General features: G+C 32.8%; 19 protein-coding genes, 1 tRNA gene and 1 pseudogene. 5 read left to right on the plus strand and 16 right to left on the minus strand.

Features of this window, described 5'->3' with window-relative positions:
* Positions 1-171: 171 nt before the first annotated feature.
* From argC to H0I26_RS02800, 12 genes and pseudogenes are all read right to left on the minus strand, one after another.
* Complete coding sequence (gene argC / locus H0I26_RS02745) at positions 172-1,155, minus strand: N-acetyl-gamma-glutamyl-phosphate reductase (RefSeq protein WP_218700910.1); 984 nt, start codon at positions 1,153-1,155, stop codon at positions 172-174.
* 55 nt (positions 1,156-1,210) lie between these two features.
* Positions 1,211-2,407 (minus strand): argininosuccinate synthase, encoded by a 1,197-nt coding sequence (locus H0I26_RS02750; RefSeq protein ID WP_218702018.1) that lies wholly within the window; start codon positions 2,405-2,407, stop codon positions 1,211-1,213.
* 28 nt (positions 2,408-2,435) lie between these two features.
* Entirely contained in the window at positions 2,436-3,071 is a 636-nt protein-coding gene (locus tag H0I26_RS02755) for a GNAT family N-acetyltransferase (protein ID WP_218700911.1), read from the minus strand.
* 431 nt (positions 3,072-3,502) lie between these two features.
* On the minus strand, positions 3,503-5,095 hold the full coding sequence (locus H0I26_RS02760) for an NADP-dependent glyceraldehyde-3-phosphate dehydrogenase (RefSeq protein ID WP_218700912.1): 1,593 nt from the start codon (positions 5,093-5,095) through the stop codon (positions 3,503-3,505).
* A 166-nt stretch (positions 5,096-5,261) separates the two neighbouring features.
* The gene (gene ilvA / locus H0I26_RS02765; protein ID WP_218700913.1) at positions 5,262-6,530 is read right to left on the minus strand and encodes a threonine ammonia-lyase IlvA; all 1,269 of its coding nucleotides are present in this window, start codon (positions 6,528-6,530) and stop codon (positions 5,262-5,264) included.
* A 96-nt stretch (positions 6,531-6,626) separates the two neighbouring features.
* Complete coding sequence (gene ilvC / locus H0I26_RS02770; protein ID WP_218700914.1) at positions 6,627-8,129, minus strand: ketol-acid reductoisomerase; 1,503 nt, start codon at positions 8,127-8,129, stop codon at positions 6,627-6,629.
* 22 nt (positions 8,130-8,151) lie between these two features.
* Positions 8,152-8,682, minus strand: a complete 531-nt coding sequence (gene ilvN / locus H0I26_RS02775) for an acetolactate synthase small subunit (RefSeq protein WP_101015734.1) — start codon at positions 8,680-8,682, stop codon at positions 8,152-8,154.
* Between the two features lies 1 nt (position 8,683).
* The gene (gene ilvB / locus H0I26_RS02780) at positions 8,684-10,417 is read right to left on the minus strand and encodes a biosynthetic-type acetolactate synthase large subunit (RefSeq protein WP_218700915.1); all 1,734 of its coding nucleotides are present in this window, start codon (positions 10,415-10,417) and stop codon (positions 8,684-8,686) included.
* 117 nt (positions 10,418-10,534) lie between these two features.
* Positions 10,535-12,211 (minus strand): dihydroxy-acid dehydratase, encoded by a 1,677-nt coding sequence (gene ilvD / locus H0I26_RS02785; RefSeq protein ID WP_218700916.1) that lies wholly within the window; start codon positions 12,209-12,211, stop codon positions 10,535-10,537.
* Between the two features lie 223 nt (positions 12,212-12,434).
* The gene (locus H0I26_RS02790) at positions 12,435-13,655 is read right to left on the minus strand and encodes an aspartyl protease family protein (protein WP_218700917.1); all 1,221 of its coding nucleotides are present in this window, start codon (positions 13,653-13,655) and stop codon (positions 12,435-12,437) included.
* A 423-nt stretch (positions 13,656-14,078) separates the two neighbouring features.
* Positions 14,079-14,771 (minus strand): hypothetical protein, encoded by a 693-nt coding sequence (locus H0I26_RS02795; RefSeq protein WP_218700918.1) that lies wholly within the window; start codon positions 14,769-14,771, stop codon positions 14,079-14,081.
* 136 nt (positions 14,772-14,907) lie between these two features.
* Positions 14,908-15,195, minus strand: a pseudogene (locus H0I26_RS02800) (dihydroxy-acid dehydratase); the annotation flags it as partial.
* 416 nt (positions 15,196-15,611) lie between these two features.
* On the opposite strand from H0I26_RS02800, the gene H0I26_RS02805 reads away from it, so the two are divergent.
* From H0I26_RS02805 to H0I26_RS02825, 5 genes are all read left to right on the plus strand, one after another.
* The gene (locus H0I26_RS02805) at positions 15,612-16,844 is read left to right on the plus strand and encodes a site-specific integrase (protein WP_218700919.1); all 1,233 of its coding nucleotides are present in this window, start codon (positions 15,612-15,614) and stop codon (positions 16,842-16,844) included.
* Positions 16,844-17,566 carry a hypothetical protein gene (locus tag H0I26_RS02810; protein ID WP_218700920.1) on the plus strand — a complete coding sequence of 241 codons (723 nt, stop codon included), beginning with the start codon at positions 16,844-16,846 and terminating at the stop codon, positions 17,564-17,566. Before H0I26_RS02805 ends, H0I26_RS02810 begins: the two co-directional genes overlap by 1 nt.
* Positions 17,567-17,654: 88 nt before the next feature.
* Positions 17,655-17,969, plus strand: coding sequence for a helix-turn-helix domain-containing protein (locus H0I26_RS02815; protein WP_218700921.1), 315 nt, complete (start codon positions 17,655-17,657; stop codon positions 17,967-17,969).
* A 311-nt stretch (positions 17,970-18,280) separates the two neighbouring features.
* Positions 18,281-19,111, plus strand: coding sequence for a hypothetical protein (locus H0I26_RS02820; protein WP_218700922.1), 831 nt, complete (start codon positions 18,281-18,283; stop codon positions 19,109-19,111).
* A 2-nt stretch (positions 19,112-19,113) separates the two neighbouring features.
* Entirely contained in the window at positions 19,114-19,458 is a 345-nt protein-coding gene (locus H0I26_RS02825; RefSeq protein ID WP_218700923.1) for a hypothetical protein, read from the plus strand.
* A 66-nt stretch (positions 19,459-19,524) separates the two neighbouring features.
* Here the strand turns inward: H0I26_RS02825 and H0I26_RS02830 are convergent, their stop codons facing one another.
* The 4 genes from H0I26_RS02830 to mce all read right to left on the minus strand — a co-directional run bounded on the left by H0I26_RS02830 (position 19,525) and on the right by mce (position 21,753).
* Positions 19,525-20,076 (minus strand): hypothetical protein, encoded by a 552-nt coding sequence (locus H0I26_RS02830; RefSeq protein WP_218700924.1) that lies wholly within the window; start codon positions 20,074-20,076, stop codon positions 19,525-19,527.
* Complete coding sequence (locus H0I26_RS02835; protein ID WP_218700925.1) at positions 20,076-21,017, minus strand: hypothetical protein; 942 nt, start codon at positions 21,015-21,017, stop codon at positions 20,076-20,078. The genes H0I26_RS02830 and H0I26_RS02835 overlap by 1 nt, the downstream gene beginning before the upstream one ends.
* Before the next feature lie 204 nt (positions 21,018-21,221).
* Positions 21,222-21,295 (minus strand) — tRNA-Ile (locus tag H0I26_RS02840).
* A 56-nt stretch (positions 21,296-21,351) separates the two neighbouring features.
* Entirely contained in the window at positions 21,352-21,753 is a 402-nt protein-coding gene (gene mce / locus H0I26_RS02845; RefSeq protein ID WP_218700926.1) for a methylmalonyl-CoA epimerase, read from the minus strand.
* Positions 21,754-21,763 lie beyond the last annotated feature (10 nt).

Consider the following 21,763-nt stretch of genomic DNA (forward strand, 5'->3'; position numbering starts at 1 on the left):
TTTTCACTTAAACCTTTCGACTGCGCTCAAGGTGACATCTTTTTATTGTTTGAGCGTTACCACAAGGGTCGCGTTTTCCGTTATATCTTTTTATTTGTCAACCTCTCGACTGCGCTCGAGGAGACAAATAAAAAGGATGCCACTTCAACCGCTAACGCAGCAACTGTATTTTTAAAAATAAGTTGCTTTCAATTTTAATCCTTCTGTTTCATCAAAACCAAACATTAAGTTCATGTTATGAACAGCTTGCCCGGAAGCACCTTTCAATAAATTATCAATAATGCTTGTCACCAATAATTTGTCTTCATGTTTATGTAAATGAAGAATACACTTATTAGTATTTACTACTTGTTTTAAATGAATCTCATCATCCGAAACCATAGTAAAAACGGCATCTTTATAAAAATCGGAATACAATGCTTTTGCGTCTTCTAAGCTTCCTTTAAACTTAGTATACATAGTTGCAAAAATTCCTCTTGAAAAATCACCACGATTTGGCATGAAGTTGATATCCGAATTAAAGTTAGACTGCAACAATTTCACCGATTGATTAATCTCGCCTAAATGTTGATGTGTAAAAGCTTTATAATGCGAAAAGTTATTAGCTCGCCACGTAAAATGCGTAGTTGCAGATAATGATGTTCCTGCTCCTGTTGCTCCTGTAACCGCATTAATATGTACATCGTTTTGCAAAACTTCAGCTTTAGCTAAAGGCAATAATGCTAACTGAATAGCAGATGCAAAACACCCTGGATTTGCAATGTAATTCGCTTTTTTAATCGCTTCTTTATTTAATTCCGGCAAACCATAAACAAACGTTTTCCCTTCAAAAACGGCATCTTTAGTTAACCTGAAATCATTACTTAAATCAATAATTTTAGTTTCAGCAGAAAATGAATTGTTCTCTAAAAATGCTTTAGAATTTCCGTGTCCTAAACATAAAAACAACACGTCTACTTCTGAGTTAATTTTACTTGAAAACTCCAAATCTGTGCTACCAATTAAATCTTGGTGTACTTTAGATATTTTATTGCCAGCATTAGACGTACTGTAAATAAAATTGATGTTTGCTTTTGGATGATTTAACAACAATCTAATAAGTTCTCCAGCTGTATAACCTGCTCCTCCAATGATTCCTATTTCTAATTTTTTCATTACCACTTGTCTTTCAGACCTGTCCGGTTTTTAAAACCTGACAGGTCTCACTCAATTAATTATTTACTTGTTGATAAATCTTATTTTGGTTTCCTATAATCTTTATAAAACCTTTAGCTTCTTCTGCAGTCCAACCTTTATTTTCTTCGCCATAACTTCCAAACTTTGCGTTCATTAAATCATGTTTAGACTTAATTCCGTCTACAGTAAAATGGTATGGTTTTAAGGTCACAAAAACATCCCCTGAGACTTTGTCTTGGCTGCTTCGTAAAAAGGCTTCCATGTCACGCATTACAGGATCTAAATATTGCCCTTCATGCAAATGCATTCCGTAGAAATTTGACATATAATCTTTGTGCTGTAATTGCCATTTGGTCAACGTATGCTTTTCTAACAAATGATGTGCTTTTATAATCACCAAAGCAGCTGCTGCTTCAAAACCAACACGTCCTTTAATACCAACTATTGTATCTCCAACATGAATATCCCTACCAATTGCATACGCAGATGCCAGATTGTTTAAAACTTCAATATTTACGTCTGATGCGTTTTCAATTCCGTTAACAGCAACCAATTCTCCTTTTAAAAAGGTTAATGTCACTTTCTCTTCTTCGGCATGTTTTAATTGCGAAGGATAAGCACTTTCTGGTAATGGTTTTTCTGATGTCAATGTTTCTTCTCCACCAACACTAGTTCCCCAAAGTCCTTTATTAACAGAATACTTTGCCTTTTCCCAAGAAGCTTCAATACCGTTTTCTTTTAAGTAATCAATTTCTTGTTGTCTGCTTAAACTTCCATCTCTAATTGGCGTGATAATTTTAATATGTGGTGCCAACGTTTGAAAAATCATATCAAAACGCACTTGATCGTTTCCAGCTCCTGTGCTTCCATGTGCGATATATTCGGCATCAATACTTTTTGCATATTCAATAATTTCGATTGCTTGAATAATACGTTCTGCGCTTACAGATAAAGGATAGGTGTTGTTCTTCAAAACATTTCCGAAGATTAAATACTTAATCACTTTATCATAATACGAGGCAATAGCGTCGATGTTCTTATAGGTCGACACGCCCATCTTGTAGGCATTTGCTTCAATGGTTTTAATTTCTTCATCAGAAAAACCACCAGTATTTACACTTACCGCGTGCACATCGTATCCAGCTTTACTTAAACTTACTGCGCAATAGGATGTATCTAATCCACCACTATATGCTATGACTAATTTTCCCTTTCTGTCACTTTGTGACATCTTTCCCAAAGGGAAAGCATTATCGGATTTATTCGCTTTTTTCATTCTTTTCTTTTTTTAGGAACATGGATTGCTTAATATTTTTCAATCTGGTCCATACTTTTTTATCATGATTATTCACTGCTGCCTTTGTTGCTTCCTTTTTAGAAGGATCATACAACATACCTGTACACAAGCACATTTTTTGCTCTGTTCTTGTCAAAACATCAAAGTTTTTGCAGGTCTGACAGCCATTCCAAAAGGATTGATCGTCTGTTAATTCTGAAAACGTAACAGGTTTATAACCTAAATCACTATTCATTTTCATAACTGCTAAACCTGTAGTAATACTAAATACTTTAGCCTCCGGAAACTTGGTTCTAGAATGCACAAATATTTTCTGTTTGATCTGCTTAGCTAAGCCAATGTTTCTAAAATCTGGATGTACAATTAATCCAGAATTAGCTACAAATTTGCCATGTCCCCATTGTTCGATATAACAAAAGCCTGCAAATTTATCGCCCTCTAAAGCAATAACAGCATTACCATTTTCCATTTTGGTAATGATGTATTCAGGCTTGCGTTTTGCAATACCAGTTCCTCTAACTTGAGCAGCATCAGCAATAGTATTACAAATAATATCTGCGTAAATACTATGTGATTTATCAGCAATAACAATTTCCATTGTAATTGAATTTTAAATTAAAAAATGTGATAATTTTTGTTTTTGAAAGCAGAACCGGACTCACCTTAGTTCTATAAATAGAAGTACACCCTAAGGGCGACGACGGAAAATTGGACGTATGGTTATCCTGTTACTATTTCTAATAACTGTATTTAAAAAAGAAACTATTTGTGTCGAATTGTTCACTGTCTGAAAAAAAATAAAAACTATTAACTAAAAGCTTAAAGTATGCGTATTAGCGACGTCGTCTGCGTAATAGCAAACTTGTGGGTCTTTCGTTTTTATTTAGTGTTGTAAACATGGTGTAAAACTATAAATTAATTTAATACAAACTAGTAAAATATTCAATTAGTGTGCTTTTTTATGAAATCTTTATTTTTAAGCCTAATAATTATATAAATCTCACTATTAGGCCTTTCTGAGTTGAAAAATTATAAAATATAATCTGTACTTACAAAGTTTGATGCTCTAGATTCTAACAATTCTTTTAAAATAGCATTGTTATAGTCGTTGTCTTTTGAAGCTACAAACGTCCGTATTGAAAAAGAACGTAACGCATCATGCACACTTAACGTTGCTACAGCAGAATCTTTACGCCCTGTAAACGGATATACGTCTGGTCCACGTTGACAAGAACTGTTTAAATTAACACGGCAAACTAAGTTTACTAACGTATCTATTAAAGGCGCCAACGTTTTTACGTCTTGCCCGAATAAACTGACTTGCTGCCCGTAATTAGAAGCAGCCATATCATCTAAAGGTTCTTCAATATCAGTAAAAGGAACAATAGGAATAACAGGTCCAAATTGTTCTTCCTGAAAGACACGCATATCTTTAGACACTGGATATAAAACCGCTGGAAAAATGTAGTTTTCTGTCGTTTCTCCTCCTTTTGCATTAATGATACTAGCTCCTTTTGCAGTCGCGTCATCAATTAACTCTTGTATATAGGCTGGTTTCCCAGGCTCAGGTAATGGTGTTAATTTAGCTCCATCCTCCCAAGGATTACCAAACTTAAGCGCATCCACTTTCGCTGAAAAGCGCTTATTAAACTCTTCTACAATATCTTGATGAACATACAATACTTTTAACGCTGTACAGCGTTGCCCATTAAAAGAGGTTGCCCCCGCGATACACTCGTCTATCGCCAAATCCAAATCGGCATCTTTTAAAACAATTGCTGGATTTTTAGCTTCTAAACCTAAAACCAAACGCAGTCTATTACTTTTTGGATGTTGATTTTGTAATGCATTTGCAGAAGTACTATTTCCTATCAAAGCCAATACATCAACTTTTCCAGACTCCATAATTGGAGAAGCCACAGTACGTCCTCTTCCATAAATAATATTAACGACTCCTTTTGGAAAACTAGTTTGAAATGCTTCTAGTAATGGTGAAATTAATAAAACCCCATGTTTTGCTGGTTTAAAAATGGTTGTATTACCCATAATTAAAGCAGGAATCAATAGTGCAAAAGTTTCATTTAAAGGATAATTATAAGGCCCTAAACACAATACTACACCTAAAGGTCCACGACGAATATGCGCATTTACACCTGCATTTTTTTCAAATTTAGCACTATCGCGGTCCATTTGTTTATAATCTTCAATAGTGTCATAAATGTATTCCACCGTTCTATCAAATTCTTTTTCCGAATCTGGTAAACTTTTCCCTATTTCCCACATTAATAACTTTACAACCTCCTCTCGCTTAGTTTTCATTTGCAATACAAATGTCTCCATACATGCAATACGATCCACCACTTTCATGGTTGGCCATAAACCTTGACCTTTATTATACGCGACACATGCGGCGTCCAAAGCCGCTAATGCTTCCTTTTTACCTAATGTTGGAATACTTCCCAATAAAGTAGGTTTGTAATCTTTAGTAGAAGAAATTGTTGAAAACACTTGTGACGTTTCTCCACTCCAAGGCATTAATTCTCCTCCAACCAAATAGGACGTTTGACTTGTTAATATTGTAATCTGAAATGCTTCTGGAATATTTGAAAAAGGTGTTTTCATTTGTGGACTATTAAAATATTATACAGCTAATTTCATACAAAAAAATAACGTAAACAATTATAAACAAAAGATTTAGATAATTATCACGTATTTAAACTTTTAAATATTTATAACTCATTACTAAAACGTTTTAGCAAAAAAATAATTCATTTTTAAAAAGGAAATACTATACTAAAAACTGAAATAAATCAGGCTTATCATTTAGATAATCTCCATAAAAATTGTGACGTTTCATTTTAGTAATTAATGGTTCAAGGTCGTTTGGAGATTTTAATTCAATTCCAACCACAGCTACATCATTTTCGCGATTTGCTTTTTTAGTATATTCAAAATGAGTAATATCATCTGTATCACCTAAAATATCAACAACAAAATCTCTTAATGCTCCTGAACGTTGCGGAAACTTAACAATAAAATAGTGCTTTAAATCAGCATGTAATAACGCACGTTCTTTAATTTCTGCAGTACGCGTAATATCATTATTACTTCCGCTAATAACACAGACTACATTTTTACCTTTAATTTCTTCTTTAAAATACTCTAAAGCAGATAAGCTTAAAACGCCTGCAGGCTCTGCTACAATCGCTTCTTTATTGTATAAATCTAAAATGGTTTGGCAAATCTTACCTTCATCTACGGTAACTACACGATGTAATGTTTCTTTACAAATGGCGAAATTTAAATCTCCAACACGCTTAACCGCAGCACCATCTACAAAACTATCGATCTCTTCTAACTCGGTGTTTTTATTATTTCTTATTGACGTTAACATCGAAGGTGCGCCTTTTGGCTCTACACCTATAATTTTTGTCTGTGGTGATAACAACTTAAAAACAGAGGATAAACCTGAAGACAAACCTCCACCACCAATAGGTACAAAAACGTAATCTATTGGATGAAACTCCGTTTGATCTATAATCTCTAAACCAACTGTTGCTTGACCTTCAATAACTTTTTTATCATTAAATGGATGGATAAATGCTTTGTTTAAACGCTCACAATCTTCCATTGCTGCATGATAAGCATCATCAAACGTATCGCCTACTAAAACCACCTCTATATAATCTTCTCCAAACATTTTAACCTGTTCCACCTTTTGATTTGGTGTTGGAGACGGCATAAAAATAGTCCCTTTTATTTTTAACAATTTACAAGATAACGCCACACCTTGTGCATGGTTTCCTGCACTTGCACATACAATTCCTTTTTTAGCTTCAGCTTCAGTTAAAGACGACATTTTATTGTAAGCACCTCTAATTTTATAGGAACGTACTTGCTGTAAGTCTTCACGTTTAAACATGATGTTTGCTTCAAATTCCTTTGAATACCGCATGTTTGAAATTAAAGGAGTTACAGTTGCAACTCCTCTTAATTTTTCGGCAGCAGCCTCGACAGCTTCTAAAGTGGGTCTGTATGTTGTTTTGGTTTCTTCCATGTGTGATGAGGTTCTGAACTCAATTCAGGATGACAATATTTTTGTGTTATAAATGAAACACTTCGACTGCGCTCAGTGTGACAAGCTAATTAGCTATTATGCTAAAACTGATGCTTCCGTCTTAACATCCGATTTTATAATCTTCATTGCTGTCATCGCAGCTCTTAATCGTTTTCCGACCGCTTCGATAGGATGATTTCTAATCGCATCGTTTACTGCTATTAATTCGATATTATCAACCCCTGTTGTTGCAGAAAATGATTTACCAATTATATCTGTTTTAACTGTTTTCATGAAATCTGTTAATAACGGTTTACAAGCATGATCAAATAAATAACACCCATATTCTGCTGTATCCGAAATCACTCGGTTCATTTCAAATAATTTTTTTCTAGCAATTGTATTCGCTATTAATGGTAACTCGTGAAGCGACTCGTAATACGCAGAATCTTCAATAATCCCTGCACTTACCATAGTTTCGTAAGCTAACTCTACACCAGACTTTACAAATGCTACTAATAACGTACCGTGATCAAAATACTCTTGCTCAGAAATATGATCTGGTGTTAATGCTGTTTTCTCAAAAGCGGTTTCACCAGTTGCAGCTCTCCATTTTAAAAGATTTACATCATCATTTGCCCAATCTTCCATCATCGTTTCTGAGAAATGACCAGAAATAATATCGTCCATATGTTTTTCGAATAACGGACGCATGATGTCTTTTAATTCTTCTGACAATTGGTATGCTTTTATTTTTGCAGGATTAGACAAACGGTCCATCATGTTTGTAATTCCACCATGTTTTAACGCTTCAGTAATTGTTTCCCAACCAAACTGGATTAATTTTCCAGCATAACCAGGTTCAATACCTTCTGCTACCATTTTATCGAATGATAAAATCGCGCCTGTTTGTAACAAACCACATAAAATGGTTTGCTCACCCATTAAATCACTTTTTACCTCAGCAACAAAAGACGATTCTAACACACCTGCACGATGCCCTCCAGTAGCAGCAGCATAGGCTTTTGCCTGAGCCCAACCTTTATTTCCTGGATCGTTTTCTGGATGTACAGCAATTAATGTTGGCACACCAAAACCACGTTTATATTCTTCTCTAACTTCTGTTCCTGGACACTTTGGAGCGACCATAATAACAGTAATATCCTCTCTTACCTGAGTCCCTTCTTCAACAATATTAAATCCGTGAGAATAACTTAATGTCGCGCCTTTTTTCATTAAAGGCATTATCGCTTTTACTACGTTTGTATGTTGCTTATCTGGTGTTAAATTCAACACTAAATCTGCAGTAGGAATTAACTCGTCATAAGTCCCAACAGTAAATCCGTTAGAATTTGCATTTTTAAAAGACTCGCGTTGCTCGTCAATTGCAACCTGTCTTAATGTGTACGAAATATCCAAACCAGAATCACGCATGTTCAAACCTTGGTTTAAACCTTGTGCGCCGCAACCAACAATTACAATTTTTTTCCCTTTTAATGCATTTACACCATCTTCAAACTCTGAAGCATCCATGAATCTACATTTACCTAATTGATCTAATTGATTTCTTAATGATAATGTGTTAAAGTAATTTGACATTGTATTATTTTTTTTTTGTTGCTTATGCTTGAAAAGCTTCTAGCATCGTTGATATTTTCATTTCTTCTTTAGAGACTGCAATACGTCCTGAACGTGTAAATTGCATGATTCCAAAAACCGTTAATTCTCTATGTAATAATTCGATTTCTTCTTTACGTCCTGATTTTTCAATCACAAAAAACTCACGATTTACTGTGACAATTCTTGCGTTGCTTTCTTTGATTATATTCTGAATTTGACGTTCGTCGAACAATAAAGTCGATCTCATTTTAAAGATGCAAGACTCTTGATAAATAATCTCGTCTTCTGTATGATAATAGGCTTTAATAACCTCGACTTGCTTTTCTATCTGACCAATAATTTTTTTGACATTATCTTCAGTCATATTTATTACAATCGTAAATCTAGACACACTTTCAATTTCTGAAGGAGAGGTGTTTAAACTCTCTATATTGATATGTCTTCTTTGGAATATTGCTGAAATTCTATTCAACAACCCTATATTGTTTTCAGTATAAACCGATACTGTATATAATTGTTTTTCTGCGCTCATATTATTCTAGTCTTACTTCTGAAACTGATGCTCCTGTTGGTATCATCGGGAACACTTTACCTTCTTTTTCTACACAAACCTCTAAAAAATAAGGGCCATCTGTATTTATCATCTTCTCTACTGCATCCTTTAACTCCTCACGTTTTGTTACTTTCTCTGCTGGAATAGAATAGCCTTTTGCTATAGCAACAAAGTCTGGATTTGTCATTTCGGTAGATGCATAACGTCTATCAAAAAATAGTTCTTGCCATTGCCTAACCATACCCAGAAACTCGTTATTTAAAACCACTATTTTAACGCCTGTTTTTTGCTGAAAAATGGTACCTAATTCTTGAATGGTCATTTGATAACCACCATCTCCAGAAATTGAAATGACCTCACGATCCGGAGCTGCCATTTTTGCTCCAATTGCAGCAGGTAGACCAAAGCCCATTGTCCCTAAACCACCAGATGTAATGTTACTTCTAGTTTTATTGAAGTTAGCATAGCGACAAGCGATCATTTGGTGCTGCCCAACATCTGTTACAATAGCTGCATCACCTTTGGTCTGGATATTAATTTCTTTTAAAACCTCAGCCATCGTCAACCCTTCCTTTGTAGGATGTAAATCGTGCTTTATGACCTTTTCATATTCAATAGCATATAAATCCTTGAATTTTTGATGCCATTCTGGATATGTTTTTTCTTCTAAAAGCGGTAATAAGGCGGCTAAGCTTTCTTTAGAATCACCTAAAACAGCCACATCTGTTTTTACATTTTTATCAATTTCGGCTGGATCAATATCAAAATGAATCACTTTTGCTTGTTTTGCATACGTAGATAAACTTCCGGTGACACGATCGTCAAAACGCATTCCGATTGCAATTAATACATCACAATCATTAGTTAATACATTTGGCGCATAATTACCATGCATACCAACCATACCAATGTTTAAAGGATGAGCGGTTGGAATTGCTCCTGCGCCTAAAATAGTCCAAGCAGAAGGGATTCCTGCTTTTTCAACTACTGCTTTAAATTCGGCTTCAGCCTCACCTAAAATAACACCTTGACCCCAAACAATCATTGGTTTTTTTGCTGCATTAATTAATTTTGCAGCAGCTTCAACCGAAGTCTGCTCTAATTTAGGAATAGGAATATAACTTCTGACCCCTTTACATTTTTCGTATTTAAAATCGAACTCTTCAAACTGAGCATCCTTTGTAATGTCTATTAACACAGGTCCTGGACGCCCACTTCTTGCAATATAAAAAGCTTTAGCCATTGCTTCTGGAATCTGAGACGCTTTGGTAACCTGACAATTCCATTTTGTAACTGGCGTAGAAATACCGACGATATCGGTCTCCTGAAAGGCATCACTACCCAATAAATGCGAAGCTACTTGCCCCGTAATGCAGACCATTGGCGTACTGTCTATTTGTGCATCTGCGATACCTGTAATTAAGTTTGTAGCTCCTGGTCCCGACGTTGCTATTGCAACACCAACTTTACCAGAAATACGCGCATAACCTTGTGCCGAATGTGTTGCACCTTGCTCATGACGTGTTAATACATGATGAATTTTGTCCTGATACTTATAAAGCTCGTCATAAACAGGCATGATTGCTCCTCCAGGATAACCATAAAGGATATCAACTCCTTCGGCTAACAAACATCTGATAACTGCTTCGCTACCAGAAATACGCTCTGTAGTTTGCGTTGTGTTTGTTTCTTTTTTTATTGTTTTTGTATCCATATTAATCTTGTTAGGATTATTATATTTTTCTATACAGAGACTCTTCGATACTTATACTGCGCTCAGCACAGGCTTACTCAGAGTAACATTAACTTTAATAATTATAATTTAGTGATTTTAAAACTCGTCAGTCACACATCCTTTTGATGCAGACGATACGGTTTTAGCATATTTATACAACACCCCTCTTTTAAATTTTAAATCTGGTGCTTTCCATGATTGCCTTCTTTTTTGTAATTCTTCTTCTGAAACTTCCAAAACAATACTGTTCGTTTCTGCATCGATAGTAATCATATCGCCATCTTTTACAAAAGCAATAGTTCCACCTTCTTGTGCTTCAGGCGTAATATGTCCAACAACAAAACCATGTGTCCCTCCAGAAAAACGTCCATCTGTAATTAGCGCGACATCTTTACCCAAACCTGCTCCCATAATTGCAGCAGTTGGTTTTAACATTTCTGGCATTCCTGGACCTCCTTTTGGACCTTCATATCTTATGACGACCACATCTCCTTTTTCTACTAATCCATCTCTTATACCATCATTTGCAGCATATTCGCCTTCAAATACTTTTGCTTTTCCGATAAAACTCAACCCTTCTTTTCCTGTAATTTTAGCAACACTTCCTTCGGTTGCTAGATTTCCATAAAGCATTCTTAAATGCCCAGAGATTTTAATAGGTTTCTCGATTGGTTTTATAACGTCTTGACCTTCTTTTAAGTCAGCAACATCTAATAAATTTTCTGCAATTGTTTTTCCTGTAACGGTTAAACAATCCCCATGAATTAAACCTTTCTTTAAAAGGTATTTTAATACTGCAGGAATTCCTCCAACAGCGTGTACATCTTCCATTAAGTATTTTCCGCTAGGTTTTAAATCTGCTAAAAATGGTGTAGTATCGCTTATTTTTTGAAAATCTTTTAAAGTGAAATCAATATCTGCTGCTCTTGCAATTGCTAAAAAGTGAAGCACTGCATTTGTAGAACCTCCTAAAATGGTTACTAAACGAATTGCATTTTCTAATGATTTACGAGTAATAATATCTGATGGCTTGATGTCTTTTTCTAACAACACACGCATCGCTTCTCCTGCTTTTACAGATTCTACTTTTTTAGCATCGCTTAATGCTGGGTTAGACGAGTTAAAAGGCAAGGTCATCCCTAAAGCTTCAATAGCCGAAGCCATTGTGTTTGCGGTGTACATCCCACCACAAGCTCCTGCTCCAGGACACGCTTTTTCAACAATGCTTTGGTATTCTGTCTCTTCCATGGTTCCGGCAACTTTACTTCCCCAAGCTTCAAAAGCAGAGACGACATCTAGTTTTTGTCCGTTATGACAACCAGAATCTATTGTACCACCGTACACTAAAATACTAGGACGATTTAATCTAATCATTGCAATTAATGCACCTGGCATATTCTTATCACAACCTACTACCGTAATTAAACCATCATAACTCATGGCTTGGACTACAGTTTCCATAGAATCTGCAATAATATCACGAGATGGTAATGAGTAGCGCATGCCTGGTGTCCCCATAGAAATACCGTCACTAACACCGATAGTATTAAAAATAAGACCAATAATATCTTCATTTTTTGTCCCTTCTTTTGTCAATTTTGCTAAATCATTTAAATGCATATTACAAGGATTACCTTCGTAACCTGTGCTTGCAATACCAATGATTGGCTTAAAAAAATCTTCTTTAGTTAATCCAATAGCGTGTAACATAGCTTGAGCAGCTGGCTGCGTTGGATCTTGAGTGACTGTTTTACTGTATTTGTTTAATTCCATTTATGGTCTACTTCTATTTAAATAATAATCTAAAGTAGAGGTTTGACATTTCACACCTAGTCTATTTTTAAAACACAGACTAAATTCAGGCTACAAAATAATAACTTAAATAGTTGATAATCAGTATTTTAAATATAATTTATTATGACACCCAAGATGTTTAATTTTATTCAATTTTTATAAAAAAGTATTTATAAATCTTGAGGACAATAAAAAAAGTGAATTAATTGCTTAATAAAACCTTTTTTTCGAGCGCTACAGTTAATTGCTTTGTATCCCTTTGGATGACAAGTTTAACCTTGTCAGGACGATTAGTACTTAGAATCTCACACCATTTTTGATCCGTCACATTTGTAAAATCTAAATCGTTTACACTTAAAATTTTATCATTAATCTTAAGACCTTTTTCTTCCGCTTCTGAATTTTCCGAAATTGAACTGATAAAAATGGATTCATTTTCAAGTCTAATTCCGTAACCATGACCACTAAATATAACTTGGTCATCTGCTACCTTATTTTCAATAAACCATGCTTTACGATCTTTCCAACTTAAAACCACTCTGTAATTTTTTAAAAATCCGGCACCGATAGTCCTTGATCCAAATTGCCCAAAAGACATCAGGGTACTTGGTACCTCAAAGTCGCCTGTTTTAAAATTATCAACAATTGCTCTATAAGAAGTTGACGTTTTTATATCTCCGTATACTCCCGCGACAGTACTCCCGCCATTAGATTTAACATATTTAATAGCAGCGTTTTCTTCTCTTAGTTTTTTAAAATCGTACGAAAAAAGAGAAATACCACCATCATAACCATAGTCTATCATAGTACTATATAATTTTTCCTTACCTAAATAAGCTGTGATTGCAGGTGTCGCGTCGTAACCAATAAAGATTTTAGTGTAAGGCGCAGCCTCTGGAATACTAATCGCGTCAATAGTATTTGCAAATGTAATCTCGTGCTTTACCATATCTATTTCCCAAACAGCATTTCGCATAAAATTAGCACCCAAAAAACCATCTATTCCTGTGCACTTAAAATCTTTTACCGCTTCAATATCAAGCACAGCTGCTCCAGTATCAAAAAAATTAATTCCATTAAAATTTATAGTATCTATTTTAACAAAATTTAAAATTTTAGAGGTATTTCCTAAATCATAAACCTCCTCTTGACCTATAATCTCTAAGTTTAATTCTTCCACCATTCTAGGTGAAATTGCAGTAACTGCTCCAGTATCAAATAATAAACGGTACTCCTTATCTTTAATTAACACCTTAACAAAAATAGCATTACCGTAAGGCTCATATTTAAATGTTGATTTAAACACTTTATCCTCAATACTACCTTTTTTTAGTAGCTTTTTAATATTCTGAGAGCTACAAAAAAAAGAAGATAGAAGCACTAAAAATAAAATAAAAACGGACTTGATACTTTTAAGATACATATACTAACTAGTGTTTAAATCTAATTGAATATTAATAAGATTACCTGATCTGTAATCAATTAGAGTAATTGTTTGGTATGTAAAACAAAACATTAAAAATGGATCGAAGAAATCCTTTAACATATATAAAACAAAAAAACCGATTCAAATTAATGAATCGGTTTTGATGGTGGTGCCACAAAGGTTGATACGAATTAAAAATATGAATAACAACGCGTTAACAGTTTTATTGGCATACTACAATGTTACTAAACCTTTTTTTATTATTAACTGGTGCGCTTTTGCAAAGCGTACCCATTGTTTATTCTTTTTGATCAAACGCTTTGTAAATGCTAAATACAATTAGATAAGCTTTGCAAAAGCTCGTCAGAGTAAGTGTTATATGTCGCGCGAGTTGCAGTTTTCCTATCTTAAATATTCTTGTTAATCAAAAGTCATATACAACTTAAAATGACCTTCTGTTACTTCTACTGTGTCTGAAGCATCCAAGGTATTATATAAGGTGAATGAAAATGTTCCTTCTAACAATTGACTTCTTGTTAATACTTGTGTCCCAAGGTATTGATTTGCATCTGTTGACGATGTTATCTCAAAACTATTACCATTTTGATTTTCAGTAAGTGAGTTATATAGCTCCATGCTTTCTGTAGAATTTGGTTGATAATGTAAACTAACAGCTCCTGTTGTTCCGGTAACTACACTACTACTAATCGCTGTTGGGTAAACACCTATGGGAAAAGAATCATTAAATGTTGCACCTGCTCCATCTCCTCCACACAAATAAAAACGGATAAAATCAAAATACATATTTGGCTGTGATTCGTTATTTAAATTTGGATAAACTCCCATTGCATAATTTAATCCTCCTGTATCTGGATAATAAGCACAATCTGTAGTTATAGAATTACCATAACCTGCTTGTGAATAATCTAAAACCGTAGCCTCAGCTTCCTGTCCATAAACAAACTGCTCTCCATTTATCTTACCTGTTATATAATAAAGATAATCTGAAGTTGCAATTGATACCTCTGTAGCATTACTATCACTACTATCATCACTACTACAACTAATTAATATCACAACACTTAATACTAATAATCCTAACTTTTTTATCATAATTGCTTTATTTTTATTGTTTTTTTATCCTTCATAGTTGGTAAAAGTTTTATGCTTTTTATATAGCATTACAAATATAAAACAAAATTAGACACGCTTTGCGAAAGCTCGCCAGAGTACATGTTATATGTCGCGCGAGTGGGTAATACATACCTGAAGGTCCCATAGAAATCCCATCCGAAACACCAATAGTATTAAATCCTAAACCGACTAAGCCTGCAATTTTACATTCTATTTTAACTTCTCCAGTTAATCCATTGAAATGCATATTATAAGGATTATCATCGTAACCTGTACTTGCAATACTTACTTGTGCTTTCTGCATATCTTAATCTGTCAAGCCTAATGCGTATAACATAGCTTGTAATGCCGGTTGAGATTCGTCTTGTGTTAATCTACTACTGTGCTTGTTTAATTCACTCATTTATGGTCGTCTTCTTTTTAAATATAAATCTAAATTAAAAGTTTGACTTTTTTATTAATGTAAAATTTAAATAGAGACTAAAGTCCATGTTAAAATTAACAAACTAAACACCTCTTAATCAACTATTTATAGGTACACGATTATGATGTTCAAAATATTTTTTTTGTAGAAAAAATTTACGAAATGTTTGAAAACAAAAAAACCGATTCAAATTAATGAATCGGTTTTGATGGTGGTCCCACATGGTCCACATATATACTTACTAAATTTTACTCTATTTTACTCTATTTAAGCACCTTAATCATTGATTTAACTAGGTTTAGCTATTAAACCAAATAAGGCTAAATTAAAGGGAATTAAAAAAATTCGTCCCCTCATTCGTCCCCTACATATCCTTTTTGAACTATATTTGTGTCATGGCTAAAGCAAAATTCATACTTAAAGAACCAAGCGCAAAGGAAGAAACTTTAATCTACTTAGTTTACAACTACCAATATAAAAGATTTAAATATTCTACAGGAGAAAAAATTAATCCTAAATTTTGGAATGCAACTTCACAAAGAGTAAAAGCAACTAAGCAATTTAAAGAGTACCCTGAATTTAATTCAAGATTAGACAAAATTGAAAACGGAATAAATAACACCTTTAGAAAACTTCTAAATGATGGAATTCAGCCATCTAATAATTTATTAAAAGAAGAATTAGAAAACGAATTATCTGATAATTTAGTTAAACCTAAAAAAATCACTTTTTTCGAATTTATTACCAATTACATTGAAGAAAGCAAACTAAACAAATCGACAGGAACTATAAAAGTTTATAATACTACTTTCAAATATTTAAAAACATACGCTAAAAAATATAAGCCTATTGACTTTGAAACAATATCACTCGAATTTTACAACCAATATTTAGGTTATTTAAAACTTGAGAATAACCTATCCTCTAACACAGTTGGAAAACACATAAAGACCATTAAATCATTTTTAAATGAAGCTACTGAAAGAGGGATTAATAAGAACCTAGAATTTAGAAACAAACGCTTTAAAACCCTAAGAGAAGAAGCTGATACCATTTATTTAAATATTGAAGAACTAGAAAAGATTGAAAAATTAAATCTTAAAGCAAACCCAAGGTTAGAAAAAGTAAGAGATTTATTTTTAATAGGATGCTATACAGGATTACGATTTTCTGATTTTACAGAAATAAATCCCGAAAATATAGTTTCAAACAATACTGTTATTCAAGTTAGAACAAAAAAAACAGGACAAAGAGTTTCAATACCATTACATAAAACTGTTAGAAAAATTCTTGAAAAATATAAAAACACCTTGCCTAAAGCTTACACTAACCAAACCATGAATGAATACCTAAAGGAGGTTGTTAGTTTAGCTGGAATAAAAGAATTAATAGAAACCACTATTACAAAAGGAGGTAAAGTAGAAAAAAATGTACTACCAAAATTCAAACTTGTTTCAACTCATACGGCTAGAAGAAGCTTTGCAACAAACCTATATTTAGCAGAAGTACCAAGTATCTCCATAATGAAAATAACAGGACATAAAACAGAACGCTCTTTTTTGCAATACATTAGAGTTACACAAAAAGAAAACGCAGACAAATTACTAACACACCCATTTTTCAACTAATGACTATAACATTCAACCAATTAAAAAAAGACTTTAATTCTCGTTCAAGCACAATCGCAAATCATAGACTTTTTATACAAGATGAAATAAAACAAATTGATTTTTTAATAACATACAAAGACACTTCACAACAAGCACATACACCTTTCAATACAGGTATGGGATTGGGCTTAAATGTAAATAGATACAGTTCCAAAATTAACATTTTAAATGAAATTTACAACGGAGTAAAATATGAATGGGCAACATTCATTACTACTTATGAACATTATTTATATAAAGAAGTAGAAAACGATTTTGAAGTAGGCACTAAACATAAAGAGATGTCGCAAGTTCTTTTTGATGAAGTCAACACTAAACGCAACAAAGCACATATACAGGCTGTGGAATTTGCAAAATATACTTTATGGCTAACTCAAAGTATTGATAAAAATGTTACTAGCGACAAAAAGAAACCCACACTTTCACACAAACAAAAAATGTTAGCACTTCATTATTTAGGATTAGATTTAAGCAAATACGATAATACAAAATCAGCAAAAATACTTTCTCAAATTTTAGACCTAAGCGAAGAAAACACTCGAAAATACATCTCCTACCTATCTGCAGGAAAAAATAATGTTAGAACAAAATCCAACCTTGAAAAACTATCGCAATTATTTGAACAGCAAGATTTTATTGACGTTTCAAACCAAATAAATAACGACATTAAAAAGATGTAAAAAAAAGGTTGTGGTTACCACACCACTTACCATACGCTAGTTCTTGATTCATATTTGCACCATTGTTAAACTAAAATAAAGTAAAATAATGGCAAAAATTGAATTGAATACTTTCGAATTCTCAGATTTCGAAAAAGCTTTTGACAACGCATTTAATAAAGCAATCAAAAGAGCAGTAGAGAACAAATTATTTCCTCCAAAAATTGGAGATATTGATTTGTTCTCGAGAGCAAACACAGCAAAAAAACTTTGCATCTCACTTCCAACACTTCACGACTGGACTTTAGAGGGAATAATTAAAGCCTATCGCATAGGTAGCAGAGTACTATACAAAAAACAAGATATAGAAGATGCTCTAACATTGATTAACCCAAAATTTAGAAAGGAGGGTCTGTCATGTTAAAAAAGAAAAATGATTACTCCGTTATTGTATTCTTAGAAAATGAAAAAAAACCAAAAAAATGGACATTTGTTCATAAACTGAATGGTTTCTCTATGTTTTTATCTAAAAAACACCCCACTTGGCTATACATGAATGTTTATAACAGACGAACAAGTCAATTTATAAAACAATTCAGGAAAGGCGTTTTCGTCCCTCCATTCATTGAGTAGGTTTTTCTTTTTTTTTTAACCTTTAAAATTAAAAACCTTTAAATAGAAACCTTTAATAAATAACCTTTTAATGGTTTTAATAATTGTACAACGATTCAGATTATGATAGTCAAAAACACATATGGTGTTAGTGTTGCTTTTTCAATTGCTAAATACGGAGTTGCACCAAAAAGCGAGTTTACAGGCTCCGCATTACAAAGAAAAAAACAAAAACCTTTAAAAAAATTAAAAGCAAAAAAAAAGGAAAGTAAAGACAAGGTGCGAAAAGAACGCACCTTGTCTAGGCGCTCGAAACAAAAGATTAGAAAAAAAATCACTTGTTTCTCTAGAACCCAAAAAAGACTAAGCTTTGTTACTCTTACTTTTTTAAACAAAGTATCAGATGAAGAAGCTGTAAATGTTTTAAGAAAGTTTATTGATAACGTAAAAAAACGAAGCGAAGATTTTCAATATTTATGGGTAGTAGAAAGGCAAACTAAAAATGACGAGTTTAACGGAAACCCTCATTTTCATATGATAACCAATAAGTATTGGAAAATTGATAAATGGTGGAATTACTGGTTAGCTCTGCAACAAAAAAACGGAATTACACCAAGAAACAAAGAGTTTAAACCCTCTTCCGCCTTTGATGTAAAACAATTAAACACCAATAACATTAAAAGAATATCTTCTTACGTCACTAAGTATGTAACCAAGAATAACGCAAAGTTTAAATGTCAAGTTTGGAATTGCTCTAGAAAAGTATCAGAACTATATACCGATTTTTACACCTCTACGAAGTTTACAGACCAATTTAAGCGACTTAACGCAGTAACCAAGGAGATAACAAACAGCGACCGAAACAACCCCGTTATTGACGTTAAAATGATAGATTTAAACAGAAGTACCTTGCCACTTTACAAAAGGCTTGACGATAAAAACAAAGCAATATAATTATGAAAAAAAATATAGACACAACCAACGGGTTAGGAAATTATTTATATGATATTAGTATAAAAAATATAATTTTCATTACTACAAATGAAAATAAGGTAAATAACAATGCTAAGCTTTATAAAAAATACACTATTGATATTAGAGATATTGAAAATTCTAAATATTATATTGGCGTTTATTCCTATAAGCAAGCCACCGTATTAAATATTATAGACAGTAAAACATCAAAAAATATTCAATTTTTAATTAACTCTAGAGAAGAGTTTGAAGATATTGAAATTGATGATTTAACAAATCATGTAAATAAACAAATAGCAGATTTTGTAGTAGGTTATTTTGAGTAGCAAAAAAAAGAGCCTATTATTTAAATAATAGGCTCCTTTTTTTTCATTGTAATCAGTGCAAATAATTTATTCCTCTTTAAGTTTTCGCAATTCTTCTCTTTTAATTTTATCTAAAACTAACGTAGCTCTTGCCCAACCTATCAGTCCAATAAAAAAGAAAACACCTCCAAGAGTTAAAAAATAAAAAGAATAATTACCAAATTTATCAGCTTGCAATAAAAGAAGATCTATCTTCTTTTTATCACTCTTTCTTTTGATTGATGAAATATCAAATTCTTTCTTTAAAACGATAATAGAATCTAAAGCTTTGTTATAATCTAAAACTATTTTTTGAGCCTTTTTTAAAGTCGACACTGTATTAACAGCTTTAAGACTATCAACTTCCTTAATATTACTAGCAGAGTTACTTCTTAATATTTTAATGTTTTTTTCTAGCTTTGAAATTTCAAAATTTAATAATTCAACATCTTTATTATAATCAATTCTTAAACGATCAATTTCATTTTTTTGTTGTAACGGATAGAACATACTGAGAATAACTAAGATAGTACCATTGATAAACAAAAACTTATATAAGCCCTCTGCACTGGATGATATATAATCAGATACCTGCACCATTATAAAATTGAATTAATTTTCTGTCTATCTATTTCTAATTCATCAATTGCCTGGTCTATTTTATCTAGACTTTCAGTGTTAACCCGCTTAAATTCGATTAAAGCATCTGTTGTCGATTCATCCACCCCATCAATAGAATCACTTCCCAAACTCAATGGGCCCAATAAGGCTGCTAACAAAATTAATGATTTACCGTTTAAAAACTTAAATTCAATTTTACCAGGAGATTGTAAATTTAATTTAATCGAACTAGCATCAATATCTTCACCTAATTGAAACTCACTATTTAATTTCTCAGTTAACTCTGTAATATTATTTATTAAATCTAATAGTGTCTTTATATGAACATCTTCTCTTGTTCCAATATCCAAAACATAATGACTAAAACCATTTTTCAGGAATAATGTTGATACTACTTTATCTATATAAGATTGATAACTTTTAATACTACTTATAGAATGTCTATTTATTTTAACTTGATAAAAAATACTATCCAGATCGTCAACATCCTTGTTTTCTAACCAATTAATTTTTCTTCTTTTATGAAAACTACAATCAGGGTCAACAATATCTGTAAATACATTATCATCTGCAACAACACCAAATGCTAACCTACTAGATCCATCACTTGGGATTATAACAAAGTCATTTCTTCTTAATTCTTTAAAAGCCTTTATTTTATTATAAATAGACGTTATCTTTCCTTTGTCTTTACTGTTCTCACTGTCTAGGCCTTCTTTTTGAGCTATTTTCATTTTAATGTCAAACTCATTCGACACCAATGTACTAATATCATGCATATTAATATAATCCCAACCAATGGCTATAATTTTTTTTTCATAAAAATGCTCAAAGTAAGCACCTCCATCTGTACGAACGAACCAGTAACCTTTCTCAGGAGCAATCTCATTTACTTGATCAAGAATATCATTAAAATCCATAGAAACAATTTATAATAAAAAAGAATATATTTCGATAAATGTACAACGAAATTCTTAAAAGTGACTGATTATCAAATCACATTTTAAAACAAACAACTTCACTAATTCATTTTTCAAATTAAATAATTCGTCCCCTAAATAGTCCCCTGAAACAAAAAAAGCCTCATAAACTAAACGTTTACAAGGCTTTACGATTTTAAAAAGTGGTCCCACCTGGGCTCGAACCAGGGACTTTCTGATTATGAGTCAGATACTCTAACCAGCTGAGTTATAGGACCCGAAATCGGATTGCAATATTACTACTTATTTTAAAGTCTTGCAAGACTTTTTTTAATTACTTAATCTCTTGGCACAACTCTATTAGCACACCGTTGGACGATTTTGGGTGTAAAAAAGCCACTAACTTATTGTCAGCCCCCTTTTTAGGGGTTTCATTAAGCACAATAAAACCTTCAGATTTTAATCGTAAAATTTCTTTTTTTATATCTGTAACAGCAAAAGCAATGTGATGAACCCCCTCACCTTTCTTCTCTAAAAACTTCGCAATTGGACTTTCTGCGGTCGTTGCTTCTAATAATTCGATCTTATTTGGACCTACTTTAAAAAAAGAAGTATTGACGCCTTCACTTTCTATAGATTCGACTTTATAATGAGGTGTACCAAAAAGCTTGGCAAAAAGCGCATTAGATGCCTCTAAATTTTTAACTGCAATACCTATATGTTCTATCTTTTCCATCTATTATTTA

The organism is Olleya sp. HaHaR_3_96 (assembly GCF_019278545.1).
Taxonomy (GTDB): Bacteria; Bacteroidota; Bacteroidia; order Flavobacteriales; family Flavobacteriaceae; genus Olleya.

Coding starts and splice junctions, on each gene's coding strand:
- argC (WP_218700910.1), bottom strand. CDS start 1,155: ATGAAAAAATTAGAAATAGGAATCATTGGAGGAGCAGGTTATACAGCT.
- H0I26_RS02750 (WP_218702018.1), bottom strand. CDS start 2,407: ATGTCACAAAGTGACAGAAAGGGAAAATTAGTCATAGCATATAGTGGT.
- H0I26_RS02755 (WP_218700911.1), bottom strand. CDS start 3,071: ATGGAAATTGTTATTGCTGATAAATCACATAGTATTTACGCAGATATT.
- H0I26_RS02760 (WP_218700912.1), bottom strand. CDS start 5,095: ATGAAAACACCTTTTTCAAATATTCCAGAAGCATTTCAGATTACAATA.
- ilvA (WP_218700913.1), bottom strand. CDS start 6,530: ATGGAAGAAACCAAAACAACATACAGACCCACTTTAGAAGCTGTCGAG.
- ilvC (WP_218700914.1), bottom strand. CDS start 8,129: ATGTCAAATTACTTTAACACATTATCATTAAGAAATCAATTAGATCAA.
- ilvN (WP_101015734.1), bottom strand. CDS start 8,682: ATGAGCGCAGAAAAACAATTATATACAGTATCGGTTTATACTGAAAAC.
- ilvB (WP_218700915.1), bottom strand. CDS start 10,417: ATGGATACAAAAACAATAAAAAAAGAAACAAACACAACGCAAACTACA.
- ilvD (WP_218700916.1), bottom strand. CDS start 12,211: ATGGAATTAAACAAATACAGTAAAACAGTCACTCAAGATCCAACGCAG.
- H0I26_RS02790 (WP_218700917.1), bottom strand. CDS start 13,655: ATGTATCTTAAAAGTATCAAGTCCGTTTTTATTTTATTTTTAGTGCTT.
- H0I26_RS02795 (WP_218700918.1), bottom strand. CDS start 14,771: ATGATAAAAAAGTTAGGATTATTAGTATTAAGTGTTGTGATATTAATT.
- H0I26_RS02805 (WP_218700919.1), top strand. CDS start 15,612: ATGGCTAAAGCAAAATTCATACTTAAAGAACCAAGCGCAAAGGAAGAA.
- H0I26_RS02810 (WP_218700920.1), top strand. CDS start 16,844: ATGACTATAACATTCAACCAATTAAAAAAAGACTTTAATTCTCGTTCA.
- H0I26_RS02815 (WP_218700921.1), top strand. CDS start 17,655: ATGGCAAAAATTGAATTGAATACTTTCGAATTCTCAGATTTCGAAAAA.
- H0I26_RS02820 (WP_218700922.1), top strand. CDS start 18,281: ATGATAGTCAAAAACACATATGGTGTTAGTGTTGCTTTTTCAATTGCT.
- H0I26_RS02825 (WP_218700923.1), top strand. CDS start 19,114: ATGAAAAAAAATATAGACACAACCAACGGGTTAGGAAATTATTTATAT.
- H0I26_RS02830 (WP_218700924.1), bottom strand. CDS start 20,076: ATGGTGCAGGTATCTGATTATATATCATCCAGTGCAGAGGGCTTATAT.
- H0I26_RS02835 (WP_218700925.1), bottom strand. CDS start 21,017: ATGGATTTTAATGATATTCTTGATCAAGTAAATGAGATTGCTCCTGAG.
- mce (WP_218700926.1), bottom strand. CDS start 21,753: ATGGAAAAGATAGAACATATAGGTATTGCAGTTAAAAATTTAGAGGCA.